Annotated in this window: 11 protein-coding genes and 1 pseudogene; 9 read left to right on the forward strand and 3 right to left on the reverse strand. The window is 72.8% G+C overall.

The annotated features are described in order from the left end of the window. Positions 1–10 precede the first annotated feature (10 nt). Positions 11–1249, reverse strand: a complete 1239-nt coding sequence (locus K7396_RS11300) for a L,D-transpeptidase (RefSeq protein WP_223659878.1) — start codon at positions 1247–1249, stop codon at positions 11–13. 171 nt (positions 1250–1420) lie between these two features. Continuing rightward, the gene (locus K7396_RS11305; RefSeq protein ID WP_086721900.1) at positions 1421–2710 is read right to left on the reverse strand and encodes a L,D-transpeptidase; all 1290 of its coding nucleotides are present in this window, start codon (positions 2708–2710) and stop codon (positions 1421–1423) included. A gap of 246 nt (positions 2711–2956) precedes the next feature. Between K7396_RS11305 and glgX the strand changes: the two genes are divergently transcribed. The 3 genes from glgX (at position 2957) to K7396_RS11320 (ending at position 9178) form a co-directional block, all read left to right on the forward strand. Continuing rightward, positions 2957–5212: a glycogen debranching protein GlgX gene (glgX, locus tag K7396_RS11310; protein ID WP_086721899.1), complete on the forward strand. Its 2256-nt coding sequence runs from the start codon at positions 2957–2959 to the stop codon at positions 5210–5212. A gap of 109 nt (positions 5213–5321) precedes the next feature. Further along, the gene (locus K7396_RS11315; RefSeq protein WP_152104592.1) at positions 5322–7280 is read left to right on the forward strand and encodes an ABC transporter ATP-binding protein; all 1959 of its coding nucleotides are present in this window, start codon (positions 5322–5324) and stop codon (positions 7278–7280) included. Beyond that, a complete protein-coding gene (locus K7396_RS11320; RefSeq protein WP_152104591.1) occupies positions 7277–9178 on the forward strand; it encodes an ABC transporter ATP-binding protein in 1902 nt (633 codons plus the stop codon). Before K7396_RS11315 ends, K7396_RS11320 begins: the two co-directional genes overlap by 4 nt. Here the strand turns inward: K7396_RS11320 and K7396_RS11325 are convergent. Continuing rightward, positions 9120–9461: pseudogene (locus tag K7396_RS11325) on the reverse strand (DMT family transporter); the annotation flags it as partial. The gene K7396_RS11320 and the pseudogene K7396_RS11325 sit on opposite strands and share 59 nt — an antisense overlap. Before the next feature lie 246 nt (positions 9462–9707). Between K7396_RS11325 and K7396_RS11330 the strand changes: the two are divergent. The 6 genes from K7396_RS11330 (at position 9708) to treS (ending at position 22481) form a co-directional block, all read left to right on the forward strand. Beyond that, positions 9708–11471 (forward strand): ABC transporter transmembrane domain-containing protein, encoded by a 1764-nt coding sequence (locus K7396_RS11330; protein ID WP_152104590.1) that lies wholly within the window; start codon positions 9708–9710, stop codon positions 11469–11471. Positions 11472–11479: 8 nt separating this feature from the next. Next, positions 11480–13324: an ABC transporter ATP-binding protein gene (locus K7396_RS11335; RefSeq protein WP_086716682.1), complete on the forward strand. Its 1845-nt coding sequence runs from the start codon at positions 11480–11482 to the stop codon at positions 13322–13324. Positions 13325–13826: 502 nt separating this feature from the next. Then, complete coding sequence (locus K7396_RS11340) at positions 13827–16106, forward strand: M4 family metallopeptidase (RefSeq protein WP_086716683.1); 2280 nt, start codon at positions 13827–13829, stop codon at positions 16104–16106. 288 nt (positions 16107–16394) lie between these two features. Beyond that, complete coding sequence (locus K7396_RS11345) at positions 16395–18026, forward strand: M4 family metallopeptidase (protein WP_086716684.1); 1632 nt, start codon at positions 16395–16397, stop codon at positions 18024–18026. A 736-nt stretch (positions 18027–18762) separates the two neighbouring features. After that, positions 18763–20766: an alpha-1,4-glucan--maltose-1-phosphate maltosyltransferase gene (locus K7396_RS11350; protein ID WP_086716685.1), complete on the forward strand. Its 2004-nt coding sequence runs from the start codon at positions 18763–18765 to the stop codon at positions 20764–20766. Beyond that, complete coding sequence (treS, locus tag K7396_RS11355; protein WP_086716686.1) at positions 20763–22481, forward strand: maltose alpha-D-glucosyltransferase; 1719 nt, start codon at positions 20763–20765, stop codon at positions 22479–22481. Before K7396_RS11350 ends, treS begins: the two co-directional genes overlap by 4 nt. The last annotated feature ends 17 nt before the right edge of the window (positions 22482–22498 follow it).

Genomic DNA, 22498 nt, shown 5'->3' on the forward strand with positions numbered 1-22498 from the left:
TCCGGCCGCTCTACCGGCCGGCCTTCCACTTCTCCCAGGAGAGGTTCCAGTCGCTGAAGCCGTTGTCCGGCTGGATCGTCTCGTCGTGGGAGTTCTTGACGACGACCACATCGCCGATGACGGAGTTGCGGAAGAACCAGGCCGCCGGGGTGGAGCCGTCCCCGCCGCCGCGCTGGTCGAAGAGGCCCACACAGCCGTGGCTGGCGTTGCGGGTGCCGAAGGTCGCCCGGCCCGCCCAGTAGTTGCCGTGGATGAACGTGCCGGACGTGCTCAGCCGCATCGCGTGCGGGACGTCCTTGATGTCGTACTCCCCGCCGAAGCCGACGGTGTCGCCGTTCATCCGCGTCACCAGGTGCTTCTCGCTGATCACCATCTTGCCGTTGTACGTCTCGGTGCCCGGCGCGCCGGAGGTGATCGGGATGGTCTTGATCTTCTTGCCGTCGCGGACCACGGTCATCTTCTTCGACTCGGCGTCGACCGTGCTGACCTGGCTGCGGCCGACGGTGAAGGAGACCTCCTTGGCCTGGGTGCCGTAGACACCGGGCCGGCCCTCGACGCCGTCGAGGTCGAGCTTGAGGGTGACCTTGGTGCCGGCTGCCCAGTACGTCTCGGGGCGGAAGTCGAGCCGGTCGTTGCCGAACCAGTGGCCCTCGATCGGGACCGACGGCTTCGCAGTGACCTTGATGGCGTCCTCGACGGCCCCGGGGTCGGTGATGCCGCGGGTGAAACGGATGGAGACCGGCATTCCGACGCCGACCCGCTGGCCGTTCTCCGGGGTGTACCGGCCGATGAAGGTGTTCTTCGGGACGAGGGTGGTGAAGCGGGAGTGCTCGGCGGCCTCGCGGCCCTTGCCGTCCACCGCTATGGCGTCGACGGTGTAGTCCGTCGAGGCGCCCAGATGGCCGCTCGGCCGCCACAGGGCGCCGCCGCCCGCTATCTTCCCGTCGACCTCGTTGCCCTTGCCGTCCTTGACCTTCACGGACTTCAGCCGGCCCTGGTGGGCGGTCACCTTCAGCGCGCCGCTGGTGGCGACGTCGTGCGCGCCGTCCTTGGGCGCTATCGTCACCGCCGCCCGCGAGGCGTCCTTGTCCCCGCCCGCCTTACCGGCCGGCTTGTCGTCGTCGCCGTCACCGCCGCACGCGGTCACCAGCAGCAGCATCGCGCCGAGCAGCAGGGCCGGCGGGCCCCCGCTCCGGTGCGGCCACCGACGCCGGCGCGCCGGCACCCCCGAATTCGGCTGGACGTTCACGTCTGGCCCCTTTTCCCCTCGCACGGCCCGCGATCCCCCGCGCACGGACGCGGACAGCCGCGCGCTTGCCGTTAGACAACCACACCACGGTCACAGTGAACTCCCCGTGAACGTCACCGTTTAGTCCCAAGTCCGGGGGTGGTGCGGGGGCAGGGGGCGGACGGCCGCCGCTCAGCGCAGCGCGGACCCGGCCCGCCACGTCCCCCACGGCATGTTCCAGCCGCCGAGGCCGTTGTCCGGCGCGACCGTGCGCTCCGGGGAGCGGGTCACCACGACGGTGTCGCCGACGATCGAGCGGCCGAAGAACCAGCCGGCCGGGGTGTGGGGGCCGCCGCCCTTGACGTCCTTCAGTCCGACGCAGCCGTGGCTGGTGTTGAGGCCGCCGAAGACCTCGGGCGGCGCCCAGTAGTTGCCGTGCAGGAAGGTCCCCGACCGGGTCAGGCGCATGGCGTGCGGCACGTCCGGGATGTCGTACTCGGCGCCGAAGCCGACGGTGTCGCCGTCCATCCGCGTCATGGACTGCCGCTCCAGGATCACCATCGTCCCGTTGTAGGTGGGGTTCTCGTCGTCGCCCGCGGTGACCGGCAGCACCGCCACCACCCGGCCGCCCTGGCGCACCGTCATGGTGTGCCGGGCGGCGTCGATGACGCTGACCTGGTCCCGGGCGACCTGGTAGTGGACGGTCCGGCGCTGGGTCCCGTAGGCGCCCGGCCCGGCCTTCACCCCGCGCAGCCGCAGGTCCACGGTGATCCGGGTGCCGGGACGCCAGCGCTCACGGGGCCGGAAGTCCAGCCGGCGGCGGCCGAACCAGTGGGCGGCGATCTCGACGGGGGGCCGGGCGGTGACCCTGACGGCGCGTTCGACGGCCGCGCGGTCGGCGACCTGCCGGTTGAAGACCATCGAGTAGATCAGGCCGGTGCCGACCGTGGCGTCGCCCTGCGGTGAGAAGTGGCCGGCGAGGCGGTGGACGGGCGCGGAGGTGGTGAAGCTGGTGTGGCGGGCCGAGCGGTGGCCGGCGCCGTCCAGCGCCACGGCGTCGACGGTGTATCTCGCACCCAGTTGGAGCCGTGCCTGGGCGGGCCGCCAGACCATGCCGTCCGGGGAGATCCGCCCGGCGACGGGCTGCCGGCCCGCCCCGCCGGTCCGGCGGACCTCGACCCGCTCCAGGCGTCCCTCGGGCACTCGGACCTCCAGCCGCCCGTCGGCCCGTACGCCGTGCGCGCCGTTGTGCGGGACGACCCGGATCGTCTGCTCCGGGGAGCGCGGTTTGCCGCCGGCGAAGTCCTCCGCCTGCGCGCAGGCGGCCAGTGCCGCCGCGCCGGCGAGCCCGGCCGCGGCGGCGAGGACGAGGCGGGTGCGCGGGGCGGTCCGCGCCGCCCCGCGGCCCGCCCGGCCCCGCGCCCGGCCCCCCGCGCGGCTCGTCGCTCGGTCCCCTGCTCGGCTCTGCTGATGGGCGGTCATATACCGAATTGTGACGGATGATCCCCAGGTTAGGAGGTATGCCGCGTAACGGGATGTCACGGACAATGCGGGTGGAACAATGAGCCCTCGCCGCGGGAAGCGTGCGGCAACGCCCGGTTGCGGGAAGAACAACGGGGAGGGCGGGGGGACAGCTGTACGGCCGGACTCCCCCGGTGGACGCCGGGAGGTACCCCCGTGCCGGGTACCCGCCGCCCGACCGAGCCATGAGCCGCAGGAGGCCGGCACGTGTCGAGCGCACCCGAGCAGGAGGCGGTGGCGGATGAGCCAGTCGCCCCACCCGCGGACATCCGCCCCGGCAGCCCCACGCCCCTGGGGGCCCGCTACCGCACCGGCCCCGACGGCATCGCCGGCACCAACTTCGCCCTCTGGGCGGGCGGCGCCGAGGCCGTGGAGCTCTGTCTCTTCGACGACGCGGAGCGCGAGACGCGCCATGCGCTGACCGAGCTCACCCATGAGATCTGGCACGGCTTCCTGCCCGGTGTCCGCCCCGGCCAGCGCTACGGCTACCGGGTGCACGGCCGCTGGGACCCCTGGACCGGCGCCCGCTGGAACCCGGCGAAGCTGCTGCTGGACCCGTACGCCAGGGCCGTGGACGGCGACTTCGGCACCCGTACGGAGCCCGCGGGGGCGGGTTTCGCGCTGCCGGCCCAGCTCTACGGGCACGTCCGGGACTGGCCCGAGCAGCGGGCCGCCGACACCGTGCGCGACGACCGGGACTCGGCGCCGTACGTCCCCAAGGGCGTCGTGGTCGGGGAGGACACCGGGGAGGAGGGCGGCGCCGACGAGTGGCAGGACGACCGCCGGCCCAAGACGCCCTGGCCGGACTCCGTGCTCTACGAACTGCACGTGCGCGGTTTCACGATGCGCCATCCCGGTGTCCCCGAGCGGCTGCGGGGCACGTACGCGGGGCTCGCGCACCCCGCCGCGCTGGAGCACCTGGTCCGGCTCGGCGTCACCGCCGTCGAGCTGCTGCCCGTCCACCAGTTCGCGCACGAGGACCACCTGGTGCGCCGGGGGCTGCGCAACTACTGGGGCTACAACTCCATCGGCTACTTCGCGCCCCACGCCGGATACGCCGCCACGGGCACCCGGGGGCAGCAGGTCGGCGAGTTCAAGCGGATGGTGCGGGCGCTGCACGACGCGGGCATCGAGGTGATCCTCGACGTCGTCTACAACCACACCGCGGAGGCCGGCGAGCTGGGCCCGACGCTCTCGCTGCGGGGCATCGACAACCGCGGCTACTACCGGCTGGCGGGCGAGGCCCGCCGCTACACCGACTACACCGGCTGCGGCAACACCCTGCACGTCGTCCAGCCGCACGTCCTGCGCCTGATCACCGACTCGCTGCGCTACTGGGTCACCGAGATGGGCGTGGACGGCTTCCGCTTCGACCTGGCGGCCGCGCTGGCCCGCTCCCTGCACGACGTCGACATGCTCTCGCCGTTCCTCGCGGTGATCGCCCAGGACCCGGTGCTGCGCCGGGTCAAGCTGATCGCCGAGCCCTGGGACGTGGGCTCCGGCGGCTACCAGGTCGGCGCCTTCCCCCCGTTGTGGACGGAGTGGAACGACCGCTACCGCGACACCGTCCGCGACTTCTGGCGCGGCGCCCAGCACGACGTGCGCGACCTGGGCTACCGGCTCTCCGGATCGAGCGACCTCTACGCCTGGGGCGGCCGCCGCCCGTACGCCTCGGTCAACTTCATCACCGCGCACGACGGCTTCACCCTGCGCGACCTGGTCAGCTACGAGCACAAGCGCAACGCGGACAACGGCGAGGGCAACCGCGACGGCACGCACGACAACCGGTCGTGGAACTGCGGCGCCGAGGGCGAGACCGACGACCGGGAGGTCCGCGCCCTGCGCCGCCGCCAGCTGCGCAACCTCCTGACCACCCTGCTGCTGTCGACGGGCGTGCCGATGCTGGTCGCCGGCGACGAGATGGGCCGCACCCAGCACGGCAACAACAACGCCTACTGCCAGGACAACGCGACGAGTTGGGTGGACTGGTCGCTGCTGGACGACCCGGAGTGGCGCCCGCTGGCCGGCCTCGCCGCCCGCCTCATCGCCCTGCGCCGCGCGCACCCCGTCCTGCGGCGCCGGGCGTTCTTCTCCGGCCGGCCGCACCACCGCGGCGGTCTGCGCGATCTGGCGTGGTTCACCGCGGACGGCACGGAGATGACCGAACAGGACTGGTACACCCCGGGAGCCACGCTGGGCATGTACCTCTCCGGGAACGACATCTCCCAGCACGACGCCCGGGGCATCCGCGTCGTCGACGACAGCTTCCTGGCGGTGCTGCACGCCGCCGACCGGCCCCTTCCCTTCACCCTCCCCGGGCCGCCCTGGGCGCGCGCCTACGAACTCCTCGTCGACACGGCGCGGGAGGAGCAGCCGGGGGCGGCCGAACCGCCGTACGCGGCGGGCGGCGCGCACACGCTGGCCGCGCGGTCGGTGGTGCTGTTCCGGGCCGTGCCGGGCTGAGGCGGGGGCGGGGCGGCGGAACGGCCGTGGCGCGCGAGAGCCGCGGGCGGCACCGCCGGGCGGAAAAAGGCATGAGCGTTGTCAGTGGGTCGCCTTACGCTCGCGAGTGATGTCCGATACCGCGCAGACCTCGCCCCCGACCGACCGGACCGGCTTACCCCGGCCCCCGCGCTCCGCCGTGCGCTCGCTGGTGCGCCTGTGGCCGTTCGCCCGGCCCGTGCGGGCCCGCCTGGGCATCGCCGCGTGCGTGGCGGTGCTCGCCTCGTGCCTCAGCCTGGTCATTCCGCTGGTGCTCAAGTGGCTGGTGGACGGGCCGGTGGCGGCGCGCGATCCGGGCGGGGTGTGGCTCGGCGGCGGCTGTCTCCTGCTGCTCGGCGTCGCGGAGGCGCTGCTGTTCGGCCTGCGGCGCCGGCTGGTGGCCCGTCCGCTGGCCCGGGTGGAGGCGGCGATGCGCGAGGCGCTCTACCGCCATCTGCAGCGGTTGCCGGTCTCCTTCCACGACCGCTGGTCGTCCGGTCAGCTGTTGTCGCGCGGCACCACCGACCTCCAGCTGGTGCGCCTGTTCCTCGCCTTCCCCCTGACCTTCCTGCTGGTCAACGCCACGACCATCCTGGTGGGCGCGGTGCTCCTGCTGGTCCAGCGCTGGTCGCTGGGACTGGTGCTGCTGGCGCCGGTGCTGCCGCTGATGGTCCTGTGCTCGGTCTTCGAGGCGAAGTACGGGCGCGCCGCGCGCCTGACCCAGGACCAGCTCGGCGATCTGACGACGGTGGTCGAGGAGTCGGTGCTCGGCATCCGGATCATCAAGGGCTTCGGACGCCACCGCAGCCAGGCCCGCGCCTTCCGGCGGCTGACCCACGCGCTGCGCACGTCCGAACTCCGCAAGGCCCGGCTGCTGACCTGGATCCTGGGCTTCAACACCACGCTCCCGGAGATCGCGATCGGCGGCGCCCTGGTGCTCGGCACCCTCCAGGTGGCCGACGGTGCGCTGTCCGCCGGCACCCTCGTCGCCTTCCTGTCGACCGCGCTGGCGCTGCGCTGGCCGGTGGAGTCGATCGGCTTCCTGCTGGCCATGGCCAACGAGGCGGCCTCGGCCACCGAGCGGTACTTCGAGGTCCTGGACGAGCCGGCGGTGGACGAGACGGGGAGGGGCGGACCGGTGGCGGGCGGGAGGGCCGTGGGCGGTACGGCCGTGGGCGGGCCCGCGACAGACGTACGGGAGGCGCGTGAGCCGGCGGCGGCCGACGGACCGGCAAAGGAGAGTCATGCACCGGACGGACCGGCACCGGCCCCGCCACGAGAGAAACCGCCCGCGGCGTCCGGCGCCGGCGGGCTGGTCTTCTCCGGCGTCGTGTTCCGCTACCCCGACGCGCCGCCGGACGACCCGCCCCTCCTCAAGGACGTCACCCTGCACATCCGCCCCGGCGAGACAATGGCGCTGGTCGGGGCGACGGGCAGCGGGAAGACCACGCTCACCTCGCTGGTGCCGCGGCTGTACGACCCGACCGCGGGCCGCATCGTCCTCGACGGGCGGGACCTGGCGACGCTCAGCCGCCAGGAGGCCCGCGCGCTGGTCGCGGTGGCCTTCGAGGAGCCGACGCTGTTCTCGGCGACCGCCGCGGAGAACGTCCTGATGGGCGCGGAGCGGGCCCACGAGGGCGAGCTGCGGCGGGCGTTGGCGGTGGCGCAGGCCGACGGCTTCGTCGACGCCCTGCCCGAGGGCAGCGCCACCCAGGTCGGCGAACAGGGGCTGAGCCTGTCCGGCGGGCAGCGGCAGCGGCTCGCCCTGGCCCGCGCCGTGGTCGGCCGGCCGCGCTTCCTGATCCTCGACGATCCGCTCTCCGCCCTCGACGTGCACACCGAGGCCCTGGTGGAGGCGGCGCTGCGCCGGGTCCTGGCCACCACCACCGCGCTGGTCGTCGCCCACCGGCCGTCCACGGTCCTGCTCGCCGACCGGGTGGCGCTGCTGTCCGGCGGCCGGATCGCCGCCGTCGGCACGCATCAGCAACTCCTGCGGGACAACCCGGAGTACGCCAGCTTGATGTCCGGCGAGGGAGAGGGCGCCCGATGACCACCACCGCGACCGGCCTGCCGTCCGACGGCCCCGAGGGCCGCCCGGAACCGCAGCAGCAGCCCCCGTCCGCGCCCCGGCCCGCGCCGGCCGAGGGCGCCCCCGACGCCGACGCCTTCACCCGGGACGAGCTGCCGACCCCCAAGGGGGCCTCGCGCGCCCTCCTGGGGTCCCTGCTGGCCCCGCACCGGCGACGGGTCGCGGCGGTGGCCGTCGCGCTGCTGCTCCAGCAGGCCGCCGTGCAGGCCGGTCCGCTGCTGGTCGCCTACGCCCTCGACCGCGCGGTCCCGGCCCTGCGGGCGGGCGACCAGGGGCCGCTGGTCGCCGTGGCGGTGGCGGCGGTGCTGTGCGCGGTGGCGTCCGGCGGGCTGCAGTTCGGCTTCATCCAGCTCTCCGCGCGGGTCAGCCAGGACGTGCTGCTCGACCTGCGCGGCCGGATCTTCCGGCACGCGCAGGCGCTCAGCCTGGACTTCCACGAGCGCTACACCTCCGGCCGGCTGATCTCCCGCGCCACCACCGACGTGGAGTCGCTGCGCGAACTCCTGGAGGAGGGGCTGCAGGAGCTGATCACGATCGTGCTCTCGACGGTCTACATCACCGTCACCCTGCTCTGGCTGGACTGGGGGCTCGGCACGGCCGCCCTCGCCTCCGCCGCGCCGCTCGCCCTCCTCGTCCGCTCCTTCCGGCGCCGTGCACACCGCGTCTACGGCGCGAAGTCCACGGCGATGGCGGGCGTCATCGTGCAGTTCACCGAGACCCTCAACGGCATCCGCCCGGTGCAGGCGTTCCGCCGCGAGCGGCCGAACGACGCCGCCTTCGCCCGGCTGAACCACGACCACGCCCGGGTCAACGGCGACACCGCGCTGGAGATGGCGCGCTATGTCGTCTCGTCCCGGCTGGTGGCCAACACGGCGGTCGCCGCGATCGTCCTGTGGGGCGCCCACCGCGTCGCCACCGGCGACCTGGCGCTCGGCGTGCTGGCCGCCGGGGTGCTCTATCTGCGGCGGCTGTACGACCCCATCGACCGGCTCGGGATGTTCCTCAACGCCTACGAGTCCGCGGCCGCCTCGCTCCAGAAGATCGCTGGGCTGCTGGCCCGGCGCCCCGGCGTCCCGGAGCCGGACGCCCCCGCGGCGCTGCCGGCCGTCGCCGCGGCCCGGCCGGGCCGCGAAGTCGCCTTCCACGGCGTCCGCTTCGCCTACCGCACCGGCCGCGAGGTGCTGCCCCGCTTCGACCTGACCCTCGCGGCGGGCGCGACCGTCGCCGTGGTGGGGGCCACCGGCGCCGGCAAGTCCACCCTCGCCAAGCTGCTGGCCCGCTTCTACGACCCCACCGAGGGCCGGGTGCTGCTCGACGGCGTCGACCTGCGGGCGCTGTCCACCACCGCCCTGCGCCGCAGCGTCGTCATGGTCACCCAGGAGGCGTTCCTGTTCTCCGGCTCGGTCGCCGACAACATCGCCCTCGGCCGCCCGGACGCCACCCGCGAGGAGATCGAACACGCCGCGCGGGCCATCGGCGCCCATGACTTCATCGCCGCGCTGCCGGACGGCTACGACACCGACGTCCGCAAGCGCGGCGGCCGCATCTCGGCCGGCCAGCGCCAGTTGGTCGGCTTCGCCCGCGCCCTGCTGGCCGACCCCGCCGTCCTCATCCTCGACGAGGCCACCAGCTCGCTGGACATCCCCGGCGAACGCGCGGTGCAGCACGCCATGGCCACGGTCCTGCGGGGCCGTACCGCGCTGGTGATCGCCCATCGCCTCTCGACCGTCGAGATCGCCGACCGGGTCCTGGTGATGGCCGACGGCCGGATCGTGGAGGACGGCCCGCCGGACGAACTCATCACGGGCCGGGGCCGGTTCGCCGCACTGCACCGGGCGTGGCGGGACAGCGTGGGGTAGCCGGGGAGGGGGTGGGTACCGCCTCCCCGGCCCGTCCCCGCGCCATCGCCACCCCCGCCAGACACCCGGCACCGCCCAGCAGCGTCACCGCCCCCGGCACCTCGTCCAGGAACAGCCACGACATCGGCACCACCAGCGCCGGCACCGCGTACGTCGTGGCTCCCATGCGCCCCGCCGTCGTACGGGCGAGGGCGTAGGCCCAGGTCGCGAACGCCAGCGCGGTGGGGAACACCCCGAGGTAGACGACGTCGAGCGTGGCGGAGAGCGGCGCGCGGCCCGCCTGTCGATGTCATGTTCCGCACCGTAGGCCGGGGGCTGTTCGGCGCTCACCGCAAGATTTCCGCGCGGGCACACGGCGCGGGGGCACCCGGACGATGATGTTCCCACGGTCCGGACCGGTGCCCAGGGGGCAACCACGGACCGGCGGTCGGCGAAGTCAGGCCAGAATCGGGTGACTTGAGGGGGAGGACGGCATGAGGGGGACCGGCGGCGCGAGCGAACGGACGGCACGGCGAAGGGGGCGGACGGCATGACGGACACCGAGCGCGGCGGCCCGGAGGTGCCCCACCCCCGCGGTCCCGGGCGGTACCTGTGGTGGCTGGTGGTCAGTCAGCGGGGGCGGGTGGCGGCGGGGGCCGCGTACGGGAGCCTGTGGATGGTGGGGCTGATGCTGCCGCCGTATGTGCTGTCGCGGGCGATCGACGACGGGCTGGCGCCCGGCCGGACGCCGGTGCTGCTCGGGTGGACCGCGGTGCTGCTCGGGGTGGGGGTGATGAACGCCTGGCTGGCGGTCATGCGCCATCGCACGATGACGCGTATCCGGATGGACGCCACCTTCCGTACGGTGCGTGCCCTCATGGCGCAGACCGTGCGGCTGGGGGCGTCGCTGTCCCGCGGGACGACGGCCGGGGAGGTCGTCACGATCGGGATCGGCGATGTCGCGGTGCTCAGCCAGACGCTGACGATGACCGGGCCGGGCGTCGGCGGGGTGCTGGCGTACGCGGTGGTGGCCTTCCTGCTGCTGGCCGTCTCACCGCTGCTGGCCGTGGTGGTGCTGCTGGGCGTGCCGTTGCTCGCGGTGCTGGTCGGGCCGCTGCTGGGGCGGCTGCAAGGGTCGCAGACGCGCTATCGCGAGCGGCAGAGCGGGCTGGCGGCGCTGCTGACGGACCTGGTCGGCGGGCTGCGGGTGCTGGGCGGCCTCGGCGGGAAGGCGGTGTTCGCCGACCGCTACCGGCACGCCTCGCGGGAACTGCGCGACGAGGGGTACCGGGTCGGGGCGGTGACGAGCTGGGTCCAGGCGCTGGGGCTCGGCCTGCCGACGCTGTTCCTGGCCGCGGTCACCTGGCCGGCGGCCCGGATGGCGGCCCAGGGCACGCTCACGGCGGGCGAGTTGGTGGCGGTCTACGGCTACGCGGCGGCGCTGGTGGTGCCGGTGTCGTTCTTCATCGAGGGCGGCTACGACCTCACCCGGGGACTGGTCGCCGCCCGGCGGGTCGTACGGTTCCTGGCGCTGGAGCCGGACGGCGCGGGGGCGGCCGGCGCCACCCGCGACGCGCCCGCCGTCCCGTCCGTGCTGCACGATCCGGAGTCCGGCGTCGAGGTGGTGCCCGGGCAGCTGACCGCGCTGGTCGCCGCCCGGCCCGCCGAGTCGGCGGCGGTGGTCGACCGCCTCGGCCGGTTCGCGGACTCGGCCGCGACCTGGGGCGCGGTACGTCTCGACGCGATCGCGCCGGCCCGCCTCCGCGACCGGCTCCTGGTGGCGGACAACGAGGCGGACCTGTTCGCCGGGACGCTGCGCGAGGTGGTCTGCGGCCGCCGGGACCGGACCGGGGAGGCGATCGACCACGCCGTCCGCACGGCGCTGGCCGAGGACATCGTCCGCGGTCTGCCGGGCGGGCTCGACGCCCCCGTCGAGGCGCGGGGCCGCAACCTCTCCGGCGGGCAGCGGCAACGGCTGCGCCTGGTGCGGGCGTTGCTGGCCGACCCCGAGGTGCTGCTCGCCGTCGAGCCGACCTCGGCGGTCGACGCCCACACCGAGGCGGCGCTCGCGGCCCGGCTGCACGCCGCCCGTGCGGGCCGTACGACCGTGGTCACCAGCACCTCCCCGCTGCTGCTCGACCGGGCCGACCGGGTGTGCTTCCTGGTCGGCGGCACGGTCGCGGCCGTCGGCAGCCACCGTGAACTCCTCGGCGCCCGGCCCGCGTACCGCCGCCTGGTCTCCCGCGGCGTGGACGAGGAGGCCGACGGCACCGGCGGTCCCGCGGGCGCGGCCGGGCGCCCCGTGACCGGGTAGGGCACGCGATGACGGCGGCATCCGCACGGGCGGACTCCGCGCTGCCGGTGGCCGATCCGGCCACGACGCGGCGGGCGGCGCTCCGGCTGGTCCGGCGCGACGGCCGGGCCTTCGCCCTGACGCTGACGCTCAACGCGCTGGCCGCGGCGGCCGGTCTGGCCGGCCCGTGGCTGCTCGGCCGGATCGTGGACACGGTGCGCGACGGCGGCGGGGTGCACACGGTCGACCGGCTGGCGCCGGCCATCCTGGTGTGCGCGGTGGCGCAGTTGCTGCTGGCCCGGTACGCCCGGCTCGCCGGGTACCGCTTCGGCGAGCGGACCCTGGCACGGGTGCGGGAGCAGTACGTCGACCGGGCGCTGGCGCTGCCGGCCGCGACGGTGGAGCGGGCGGGCACCGGCGATCTGACGGCCCGCGGCACCGCGGACGTGACGGCGGTCGCCGAGACGCTGCGGGACGCCGCGCCGGAGGTCTTCGTCGCCGCGGTGCAGGCGCTGTTCCTGCTCGCCGCGGTGGTCGTGCTCGATCCGCGGCTCGGCGCGTGCGGGCTGGGGCTGTTGTGCGGCCTGTTCGCCGTCCGGTGGTATCTGCGCCGGGCGTCCGCCGCGTATCTGGCGGAGGGGGCGGCGGCCTCGGCGCTCGCCGAGCTGCTGGCGGCCACGGCCGAGGGCGCCCGGACCGTCGAGGCGCTGGGGCTCGGGGAGCGCCGGACGGCGGCGTGCGAGGAGGCGGTCGGGCGCTGCCGGCGCACCCGTACCCGCACGCTGTTCCTGCGCAGCGTGCTGCTGCCCGCCGTGGACGCCTCCCACGTCCTGCCGGTGGTCGGCGTCCTGCTGGCCGGCGGGGCGCTGCAGAGCCGGGGCGCCCTCAGCCTGGGCGTCGTCGTCTCCGCCGCGCTGTATCTGCGGCAGCTGTCCGAGCCGCTGGAGACGATCCTGTTCCGGGTCGAGCAACTGCAGGCCGCCACCGCCGCGTTCGCCCGTGTCGAGGGCCTGGGCCGGGCGCCCGGGACCGCCGCGGCTGTCCCCGCGGCCCGCCGGCCCCGGCCCGCCCCGGAGCCCTCCCCCGTCCCGGCCGCAACCGCCGCGCCCGCCGACGACCGCATCGACGTCACCGCCGTGCGCTACGCCTACCCGGCCGCGGCGGACGGCCCGCACGCCGCGCCCCGCGACGTGCTGCACGGTGTCGATCTGAGCGTCCGCCCCGGCGAACGCCTCGCCGTGGTCGGCCCCTCGGGGGCCGGCAAGTCCACCCTGGGACGGCTGCTGGCCGGCGTCGACGCGCCGCGCAGCGGGTCGGTGACGGTGGGCGGGGTGCCGGTCGCCGCGCTGGACCCGGAGGTGCTGCGCCGGCAGGTCGTCCTGGTGACCCAGGAGCACCATGTCTTCCTGGGCACCGTCCGGGACAACCTGCGGATCGCCGCGCCCGGCGCCGGGGACGCGGCGCTGCGGGCCGCGCTGGCGGCCGTGGGCGCCGACTGGGCCGAGGAGCTGCCGGCCGGTCTGGACACCGCGCTCGGCGCCGGCGGCCACCGTCCGGACGGCGCGCAGGCCCAGCAACTGGCCCTGGCCCGGGTGGTGCTGGCGGATCCGCACACCCTGATCCTGGACGAGGCGACGGCGCTGCTCGACCCCCGCACGGCGCGGCACACCGAACGCGCCCTGGCCGCCGTGCTGACGGGCCGTACGGTCATCGCCATCGCCCACCGGCTGCACACCGCGCACGACGCGGACCGGGTGGCCGTCATGGAGGGCGGCCGGCTCACCGAACTCGGCACGCACGACGAGCTGGTGGCGGCGGGTGGCGCCTACGCCGCGCTGTGGCGCTCCTGGCACGGCCGGGAGGCGGACGGCTGACCGGCCGCAGGACGGGACGGCCGCCGGCGGGCCCGGCGCCCCGGGCGGAGCGGGCGCCGGTATGCCCCGGCGCTCGCCGGGGTACCCGGGGCGCGGATCTTCCTGGGACGCAATCCGGACGGCTATGAGCTGCTGTTCCAGCGGTTTTCGGAGGTTTGAACGGGCGGGAGGGGATCGCGCGGCCGATCACGGGCCGTCCGGGTTCCGAACACCGATTTCGCGCAACGGACGGTTTCCGGCCAATTCGTTGAACGGTGCCTGACAACAAGCCACTCGCGGTGGGACTCTTCCCCGCAACCGCCGCACGGATCCCCACAGCACCACCTCCCCGCGGCCACAGGTTCCACCCGCGCCACCCGTCACACCCGTAAGTCCAGCACCTCCCGTACGTCTCCCCCCACACGCTCCAAGAGTTCTGCCTCGCTCTGCCCGGACGGCCGTCTCGCCGCCCGGTCCCCCTCGGCCGCCCCGCCACACAGCGGCCACCGCAGAAGGAGTCAGCGTGAGACGCACCCCCCATGGACGCGCCGTTGCGACCGGCGCACTCGTCGCCGTCACGGCGATGCTGGCAGTCGGCGTCCAGACCGGTACCGGCACGGCGGCCGCCCCGCGGCCGGGCACCACGCACGCCGCCCCCGACCCCGGCGCCCTGCCGGCCAAGCTGTCCCCGTCCCAGCGTGCGGAGCTGATCCGGGCAGCCAGTGCCACCACCGCCGAGACCGCGCGGCAGCTCAAGCTCGGCGCCAAGGAGAAGCTCGTCGTCAAGGACGTCTCCAAGGACGTCGACGGCACCGTCCACACCCGCTACGAGCGCACCTACGACGGGCTGCCCGTCCTCGGCGGCGACCTCGTGGTGCACCGGGCCAAGGGCGGCTCCCTCAAGGGCGTCACCAAGGCCGTGCGCTCCCAGCTCAAGGTCGCCGGCACCACCGCGAAGGTGAAGCCCGCCGCGGCCGAGGCGAAGGCCGTGAAGTCGGCGCAGGCGCTCGGGTCGAAGAAGACCGCGGCCGCGAAGGCACCGCGCAAGGTGATCTGGGTCGCCGACGGCAAGCCGCTGCTCGCGTACGAGACGGTGGTCGGCGGGCTGCAGGACGACGGCACCCCGAACCAGCTGCACGTCATCACGGATGCCACCACCGGCGCCAAGATCTTCGAGTACCAGGGGATCGAGAAGGGCATCGGCAACAGCGAGTACAGCGGCAAGGTCACCATCGGGACCTCCGGCTCGGCGCCGAACTTCTCGATGACCGACGCCACGCGCGGCAACCACAAGACGTACGACCTCAAGCACGGCTCCTCCGGGACCGGCACACTCTTCACCGACGCCGACGACACCTGGGGCGACGGCACGGCGCAGAACACGCAGACGGCGGGCGTCGACGCGGCCTACGGCGCGCAGGAGACCTGGGACTACTACAAGAACGTGCACGGCCGCAGCGGCATCAAGGGCGACGGCGTGGGCGCCTACTCCCGGGTCCACTACGGCAACAGCTACGTCAACGCCTTCTGGGACGACGGCTGCTTCTGCATGACGTACGGCGACGGCAGCGGCAACGCCGCCCCGCTGACCGCCATCGACGTGGCCGGACACGAGATGTCGCACGGTGTCACGGCGGCCACCGCCGACCTCACCTACAGCGGCGAGTCCGGCGGCCTCAACGAGGCGACCTCCGACATCTTCGGCACCGCGGTGGAGTTCTACGCCAACAACACCTCCGACCCCGGTGACTACCTCATCGGCGAGAAGATCGACATCAACGGCGACGGCACCCCGCTGCGCTACATGGACAAGCCGTCCAAGGACGGGGCCTCGGCCGACTACTGGTCCAGCGGCGTGGGCAACAAGGACGTGCACTACTCGTCCGGCGTCGCCAACCACTTCTTCTACCTGCTGTCCGAGGGCAGCGGCCCGAAGGACATCGGCGGCGTCCACTACGACAGCCCGACCTTCGACAACCAGCCGGTGCCGGGCATCGGCCGGGCCAACGCCGAGAAGGTCTGGTTCAAGGCACTCAGCCAGTACATGAGCGCCAACACCAACTACGCGGGCGCCCGCACGGCCACCCTGCAGGCCGCGGCCGACCTGTTCGGCCAGGGCAGCGCGTCGTACAACACGGTCGCCAACACCTGGGCGGCGGTCAACGTCGGCTCCCGCGTCCCGGACGGCGGCGGGGTCACCGTCACCAACCCGGGCAACCAGACCAGCACCGTGGGCCAGGCGGCGAGCCTGCAGATCAAGGCGACCAGCGGCACCGCGGGCGCGCTGTCGTACGCGGCGACCGGCCTGCCCGCCGGCCTGTCGCTCAACGCGACCACCGGTCTGATCTCCGGTACGCCGACCACGGCCGGCACCAGCAATGTGACGGTCACGGTCACCGACGCCGCCAAGAAGACCGGCACCGCCGCCTTCACCTGGACGGTCAACGCGGCCGGTGGCGGCAACGTCTTCGAGAACAGCGACGACGTGGCGATCCCGGACGCGGGCGCGGCGGTCACCTCGCCGATCAATGTCGGCCGCAGCGGCAACGCGCCGAGCGCCCTCAAGGTCACGGTGGACATCGTGCACACCTACCGCGGCGACCTGGTCGTGGACCTGATCGCCCCGGACGGTACGGCCTACCGGCTGAAGAACTCCAGCGCCTTCGACTCGGCGGCGAACGTGAAGACGACCTACACGGTCAACGCCTCCTCGGAGACGGCGTCCGGCACCTGGAAGCTGCGGGTCCAGGACGTCTACTCGCAGGACACCGGCTACATCAACGGCTGGAAGCTGACGTTCTGATCGCCGGCCGGCACCCGGCCGTCACCTTCGTGTGACACAGGCGGGTCCGCGGAACACCGCACCTCACAACGGGCCTGCGGGACAACGATGTTGGGCGTCACCCCCGGATCTCCGGGGGTGACGCCCACCTCCGTTTAACGAACAGCGCTCACCTCTCGGCGGACAATTTTCAGCCAAACCTCGAACACCCCCCTGACATGCACGCGTTCGAATGGCAGTCTCTCCGAACGCACGTCACACCCGCATCGCTTTGCACCCCCACCTCTTGGCAAAGTTGAAGGAGCACGCGTGACCCCCCACATGTCCCGTAAGACCCGCATCGCCGGTATCTCCCTCGCGGCAGCGGCCCTCGTGGCCGCCGGTATCACCGCGGGCACCGCCGGTGCCTCCACCGTCCAGGCCCCCACCGCGGACGGTTCGCCGCTCAAGCTGAGCGCCTCGCACCGCGCGGAACTGCTGCGCGACGCGAGCGCCACCAAGGCGCAGACCGCCAAGGAACTCGGCCTGGGCTCGCAGGAGAAGCTGGTCGTCAAGGACGTCATCAAGGACGCCGACGGCACCACGCACACCCGCTACGACCGCACCTACGCCGGCCTTCCGGTCCTGGGTGGCGACATGGTCGTGCACACCGCCAAGGGCGGCGCCATCAAGAGCACCACCAAGTCGACGAAGAAGTCGGTCAAGGTGGCCTCCCTCACCGCGAAGATAGCCCCGGCCGCCGCGGCGCAGTCCGCGCAGGGCACCGTCGCGAAGTCGCTGAGCGCCAAGAAGGCCGACGCGCAGGCGCCCAAGAAGGTCGTCTGGGCCGCCTCCGGCACCCCCGTCCTCGCCTACGACACCGTCGTCAAGGGCGTCAAGAAGGACGGCACGCCCAGCCGGATGCACGTCATCACCGACGCCGACAGCGGCAAGAAGATCTTCCAGTACGACGACATCCGCACCGGCAAGGGCGAGAGCGAGTTCAGCGGCTCCGTCGACCTGGGCACCTCCAAGGAGGGCAGCGGCTTCACGCTGACCGACGCCGACCGCGGTGGTCACAAGACCCTCAACCTCGGCAACAGCGAGTCCGGCGAGGGCAAGGCCTTCACGGACGAGGACGACAAGTGGGGCACCGGCAAGCCCGACGACCCGCAGACCGCGGCCGTCGACGCCCACTACGGTGCCGCCGAGACCTGGGACTACTACAAGAAGGTCCAGGGCCGCAACGGCATCAAGGGCGACGGCAAGGGTGCCACCTCGCGCGTCCACTACGGCAAGAACTACGTGAACGCCTTCTGGGACGACGACTGCTTCTGCATGTCGTACGGCGACGGCGAGGGCGACAAGGCCCCGCTCACCGCCCTCGACGTCGCGGCCCACGAGATGTCGCACGGTGTCACCGCCGCCACCGCCAACCTCACCTACAGCGGTGAGTCCGGCGGCCTGAACGAGGGCACCTCGGACATCTTCGGCACCTCGGTCGAGTTCTACGCCAAGAACGACAAGGACCCGGGCGACTACCTCATCGGCGAGAAGATCAACATCAACGGTGACGGCAAGCCGCTGCGCTACATGGACAAGCCGTCCAGGGACGGGCAGTCGAAGGACTTCTGGGACTCCAGCACCGGTGGTCTCGACCCGCACTACTCCTCGGGCGTGGCCAACCACTTCTTCTACCTGCTGTCCGAGGGCAGCGGCCCGAAGGAGATCGGTGGCGTCAAGTACGACAGCCCGACGAAGGACGACAAGAAGGTCGAGGGCATCGGCCGGGACAAGGCCGAGAAGATCTGGTTCAAGGCCCTGACCGAGTACATGACCTCGAACACCGACTACAAGGCCGCCCGTGAGGCGACCGTCAAGGCGGCGACCGACCTGTACAAGGCCGGCAGCCCCGAGGTCAAGGGCGTCGAGGCCGCCTGGGACGGTGTCGCCGTCAAGTGATGCGGTGTGCGGGAACGTGCTGAACGTCCCGGGGTGAGCTGACCCCGGAAGCGGGCGGTGTCCGGAGCGAAGGCTCCGGGCACCGCTTTCGCATGTCCGGACGCGCGCCGCCGCGCCGTACGGATGACACGCCGGAGCGGCCGCCGGAACCGCGCCGCCGCACCGACATGCCTGTGACACATACCGCGTCGAGCCCGCCCGCCGGCTCCGCGGCCGGCTACCACCGAGTCCTTCGATATGGCCGATTCCACCCCCTCATGCGCTCTTGTACGGACTCGCTCCTGGCGAGAGGCTGCGTGTGGCGCCCGGGGGAACCCGGCGCCTGAACCGGACTTCCGTACGCCGCAACTCCGCTGTGCTCGCACCGAGTTGAGGAGGCGAACGCCGACCGTGTCAGCGCAGTGCCGCAGTCTCCCGCGCGGGGATGGCGGTGCGTGTGCCGGACCACGTCGGGTCCGCACCCCCGCACCGGACAGGTGCGTGCGCCGTACGGCCCGGCCGCCGCCCGCGGGACGGCTCACCGGGTACGCCCGTCCCCACCCGCACCGCACACCAGCGCACGATGCATCGGGGGAACCACCGACCGGAGGCCGGGGGAGCGCCGACCCGCCCCGCCGCGCCATCCGCCAGCAGAGTGAAAGCGGACAGGAGCGCTCATGCCCGCACCCGGTCCCCCAGCCGCAGAGCGGATACAAAGGACAAAATCCAGCAAAGCGCCACAAACTCAGGTGAGCCCATGATCGGTCGCATTCCTGTTCTGGACATCCGCCCGCAGATCGATTGCGGCCGCCGCCCGGCGAAGGCGGTGGTGGGCGAGACCTTCGAAGTCTCGGCCACCGTCTTCCGCGAAGGCCACGACGCCGTCGCGGCCAACGTGGTGCTGCGCAATCCGGCCGGCCGCTGCGGCCCGTGGACCCCGATGCGGGAGCGGGCGCCCGGCACCGACCGGTGGAGCGCCGAGGTCACCCCCGGCGTCGAGGGCCGCTGGTCGTTCACCGTCGAGGCGTGGTCCGATCCGGTCACCACCTGGCGCCGGCACGCCGCCGTGAAGATCCCGGCGGGCATCGACACCGAGCTGGTGCTCGCCGAGGGCGCCGACCTCCACGAGCGGGCCGCCGCCGAGGTCCCCAAGAGCGACGGGCGGGAGTCGGTGCTCAGCGCCGTGGACACCCTGCGCAACCCCGAGCTGCCCGCCGCCACCCGGCTCGCCGCGGCGCTCTCCCCCCAGGTCGTCGCGGCGCTGGACCGCCATCCGCTGCGCGAGCTGCTCACCGTCTCGCGTCCGATGCCGCTGGTCGTCGAGCGCCGGCGGGCCCTGTACGGCTCGTGGTACGAGCTCTTCCCCCGCTCCGAGGGCGCCACCGTCGCCCCCGACGGCACCCTCGTCAGCGGCACCCTGCGCACCGCCGCCGACCGGCTGCCGGCCGTCGCCGCCATGGGCTTCGACGTGGTCTACCTGCCGCCGGTCCACCCGATCGGCACCGCGTTCCGCAAGGGCCCCAACAACGCGCTCTCGGCCGGCCCGGACGACGTCGGCTCCCCGTGGGCCATCGGCTCCGCGGCCGGCGGCCATGACGCCCTCCACCCGGACCTGGGCACCTTCGAGGACTTCGACCACTTCGTCCGCACCGCCCGTGAGCTGCGGATGGAGGTGGCCCTGGACTTCGCCCTGCAGTGCTCCCCCGACCACCCCTGGGTCACCCTGCACCCGCAGTGGTTCCACCGCCGCGCGGACGGCTCGGTCGCCTACGCCGAGAACCCGCCGAAGAAGTACCAGGACATCTACCCGATCGCCTTCGACGCCGACTTCCGCGGGCTGGTCCGCGAGACCGAGCGCCTGCTGCGCTTCTGGATGGGCAAGGGCGTACGGATCTTCCGGGTGGACAACCCGCACACCAAGCCAGTGGCCTTCTGGGAGAAGGTGATCGGCGAGATCAACCGCACCGACCCGGACGTGCTCTTCCTCGCCGAGGCCTTCACCCGCCCGGCCATGCTGCACACCCTGGCCCGGATCGGCTTCCACCAGTCGTACACGTACTTCACCTGGCGCAACACCAAGCAGGAGCTGACCGACTACCTCACCGAGCTGTCCGGCCAGAGCGCGGGCTACCTGCGGCCCAACTTCTTCGTGAACACCCCGGACATCCTGCACGCCTACCTCCAGGAGGGCGGCCGCGCCGCCTTCGAGGTGCGTGCCGTCCTGGCCGCCACCCTCTCCCCCACCTGGGGCGTCTACGCCGGCTACGAGCTCTGCGAGGCGACGCCGCTGCGCCGCGGCAGCGAGGAGTACCTCGACTCGGAGAAGTACCAGCTCAGGCCGCGCGACTGGGACGCGGCGGCCAGAGCGGGGCGCACCATCGCCCCCCTGATCACCACGCTCAACCGCATCCGCCGCCGGCACCCCGCCCTGCAGCAGCTGCGCAACCTGCGCTTCCACCACGTCGACAACGACGCCGTCCTGGCCTTCTCCAAGCACGAGGGGCACGGCGACCGGGCCGACACGGTGCTCACGGTGGTCAACCTCGACCCGCACCACACCCACGAGGCGACGGTGTCGTTGGACATGCCGGAACTCGGCCTCGGCCGGCACGAGTCCATTCCGGTGCGCGACGAGCTCACCGGCGACACCTACCACTGGGGCAGGGACAACTATGTGCGCCTGGAGCCGGGCCGCTCTCTCGCGCCCGCCCATGTGCTGTCGCTGCGACCGTCCTCACCGATCGGAGGGTCACCCAATTGATCGTCAATGAGCCTGTCCCCGACACGTTCGAGGACACCCCGGCGAAGGACCGCGATCCCGACTGGTTCAAACGGGCCGTTTTCTACGAAGTCCTGGTGCGCTCCTTCCAGGACAGCAACGGCGACGGAATCGGCGACCTCAAGGGCATCACGGCCAAACTCGACTATCTGCAGTGGCTGGGGGTGGACTGTCTCTGGCTGCCGCCGTTCTTCAAATCTCCGCTACGCGACGGCGGATATGATGTCGCCGATTACACCGCGGTGCTTCCCGAATTCGGCGACCTGGCCGACTTCGTGGAATTCGTGGATGCCGCCCACCACCGCGGCATGCGGGTGATCATCGATATGGTGATGAACCACACCAGCGACCAGCACCCGTGGTTCCAGGAGTCGCGCACCGACCCCGAGGGCCCGTACGGCGACTATTACATGTGGGCCGACGACGACAAGCAGTACCCGGACGCCCGCATCATCTTCGTCGACACCGAGGCCTCCAACTGGACCTTCGACCCGGTCCGCAAGCAGTACTTCTGGCACCGGTTCTTCTCCCACCAGCCGGACCTCAACTACGAGAACCCGGCGGTCCAGGAGGAGATGATCTCCGCCCTGCGCTTCTGGCTGGACCTGGGGATCGACGGTTTCCGGCTGGACGCGGTGCCCTACCTCTACGCCGAGGAGGGCACCAACTGCGAGAACCTGCCGGCCTCGCACGCCTTCCTCAAGCGGGTGCGCGCCGAGATCGACGCCCATTACCCGGACACCGTGCTGCTGGCCGAGGCCAATCAGTGGCCGGAGGACGTCGTCGACTACTTCGGCGATTACGGCGTCGGCGGCGACGAATGTCATATGGCCTTTCACTTCCCGGTCATGCCGCGCATCTTCATGGCGGTGCGGCGCGAATCGCGCTATCCGGTCTCGGAAATCCTCGCCAAGACCCCCGCCATTCCGTCCGGCTGCCAGTGGGGCATTTTCCTGCGCAACCATGACGAGCTCACCCTCGAAATGGTCACGGACGAAGAGCGCGATTACATGTACGCGGAGTACGCCAAGGACCCGCGTATGCGCGCCAATATCGGCATTCGCCGGCGGCTGGCCCCGCTGCTCGACAACGACCGCAACCAGATCGAGCTGTTCACCGCGCTGCTGCTGTCGCTGCCGGGGTCGCCGATCCTCTATTACGGTGACGAGATCGGCATGGGCGACAACATCTGGCTCGGCGACCGCGACGCGGTGCGCACCCCGATGCAGTGGACGCCGGACCGCAACGCCGGGTTCTCCTCCTGCGACCCTGGCCGGCTCTCCCTGCCGACGATCATGGATCCGGTCTACGGATACCAGGTCACCAATGTGGAGGCGGCGATGAGTTCGCCGTCCTCGCTGCTGCACTGGACCCGCCGGATGATCGAGATCCGGAAGCAGAACCCGGCGTTCGGGCTCGGCAGCTACACCGAACTGTCCTCCACCAATCCGGCGGTGCTGGCCTTCCTGCGGGAGGCGCCGGGCGCCGGCGGCGCGGACGACGACCTGGTGCTGTGCGTGCACAACTTCTCGCGCTTCGCCCAGCCCACCGAGCTGGACCTGCGGTCGTTCAGCGGCCGCCATCCGGTGGAACTCATCGGCGGGGTGCGCTTCCCGGCCATCGGGGAGCTGCCGTACCTGCTGACCCTCGCGGGTCACGGGTTCTACTGGTTCCGGCTGCGGAGGAACTCCGGCTAGTCCCGGCGCCCTGACCG

This window comes from Streptomyces angustmyceticus (assembly GCF_019933235.1).
Taxonomy (GTDB): Bacteria; Actinomycetota; Actinomycetes; order Streptomycetales; family Streptomycetaceae; genus Streptomyces; species Streptomyces angustmyceticus.

Bases quoted from the DNA above. Each gene is read 5' to 3' on its own strand.
- K7396_RS11335 (WP_086716682.1), top strand. From the start codon at position 11,480: ATGACGGCGGCATCCGCACGGGCGGACTCCGCGCTGCCGGTGGCCGAT.
- K7396_RS11330 (WP_152104590.1), top strand. From the start codon at position 9,708: ATGACGGACACCGAGCGCGGCGGCCCGGAGGTGCCCCACCCCCGCGGT.
- K7396_RS11350 (WP_086716685.1), top strand. From the start codon at position 18,763: ATGATCGGTCGCATTCCTGTTCTGGACATCCGCCCGCAGATCGATTGC.
- K7396_RS11320 (WP_152104591.1), top strand. From the start codon at position 7,277: ATGACCACCACCGCGACCGGCCTGCCGTCCGACGGCCCCGAGGGCCGC.
- K7396_RS11305 (WP_086721900.1), bottom strand. From the start codon at position 2,710: ATGACCGCCCATCAGCAGAGCCGAGCAGGGGACCGAGCGACGAGCCGC.
- K7396_RS11315 (WP_152104592.1), top strand. From the start codon at position 5,322: ATGTCCGATACCGCGCAGACCTCGCCCCCGACCGACCGGACCGGCTTA.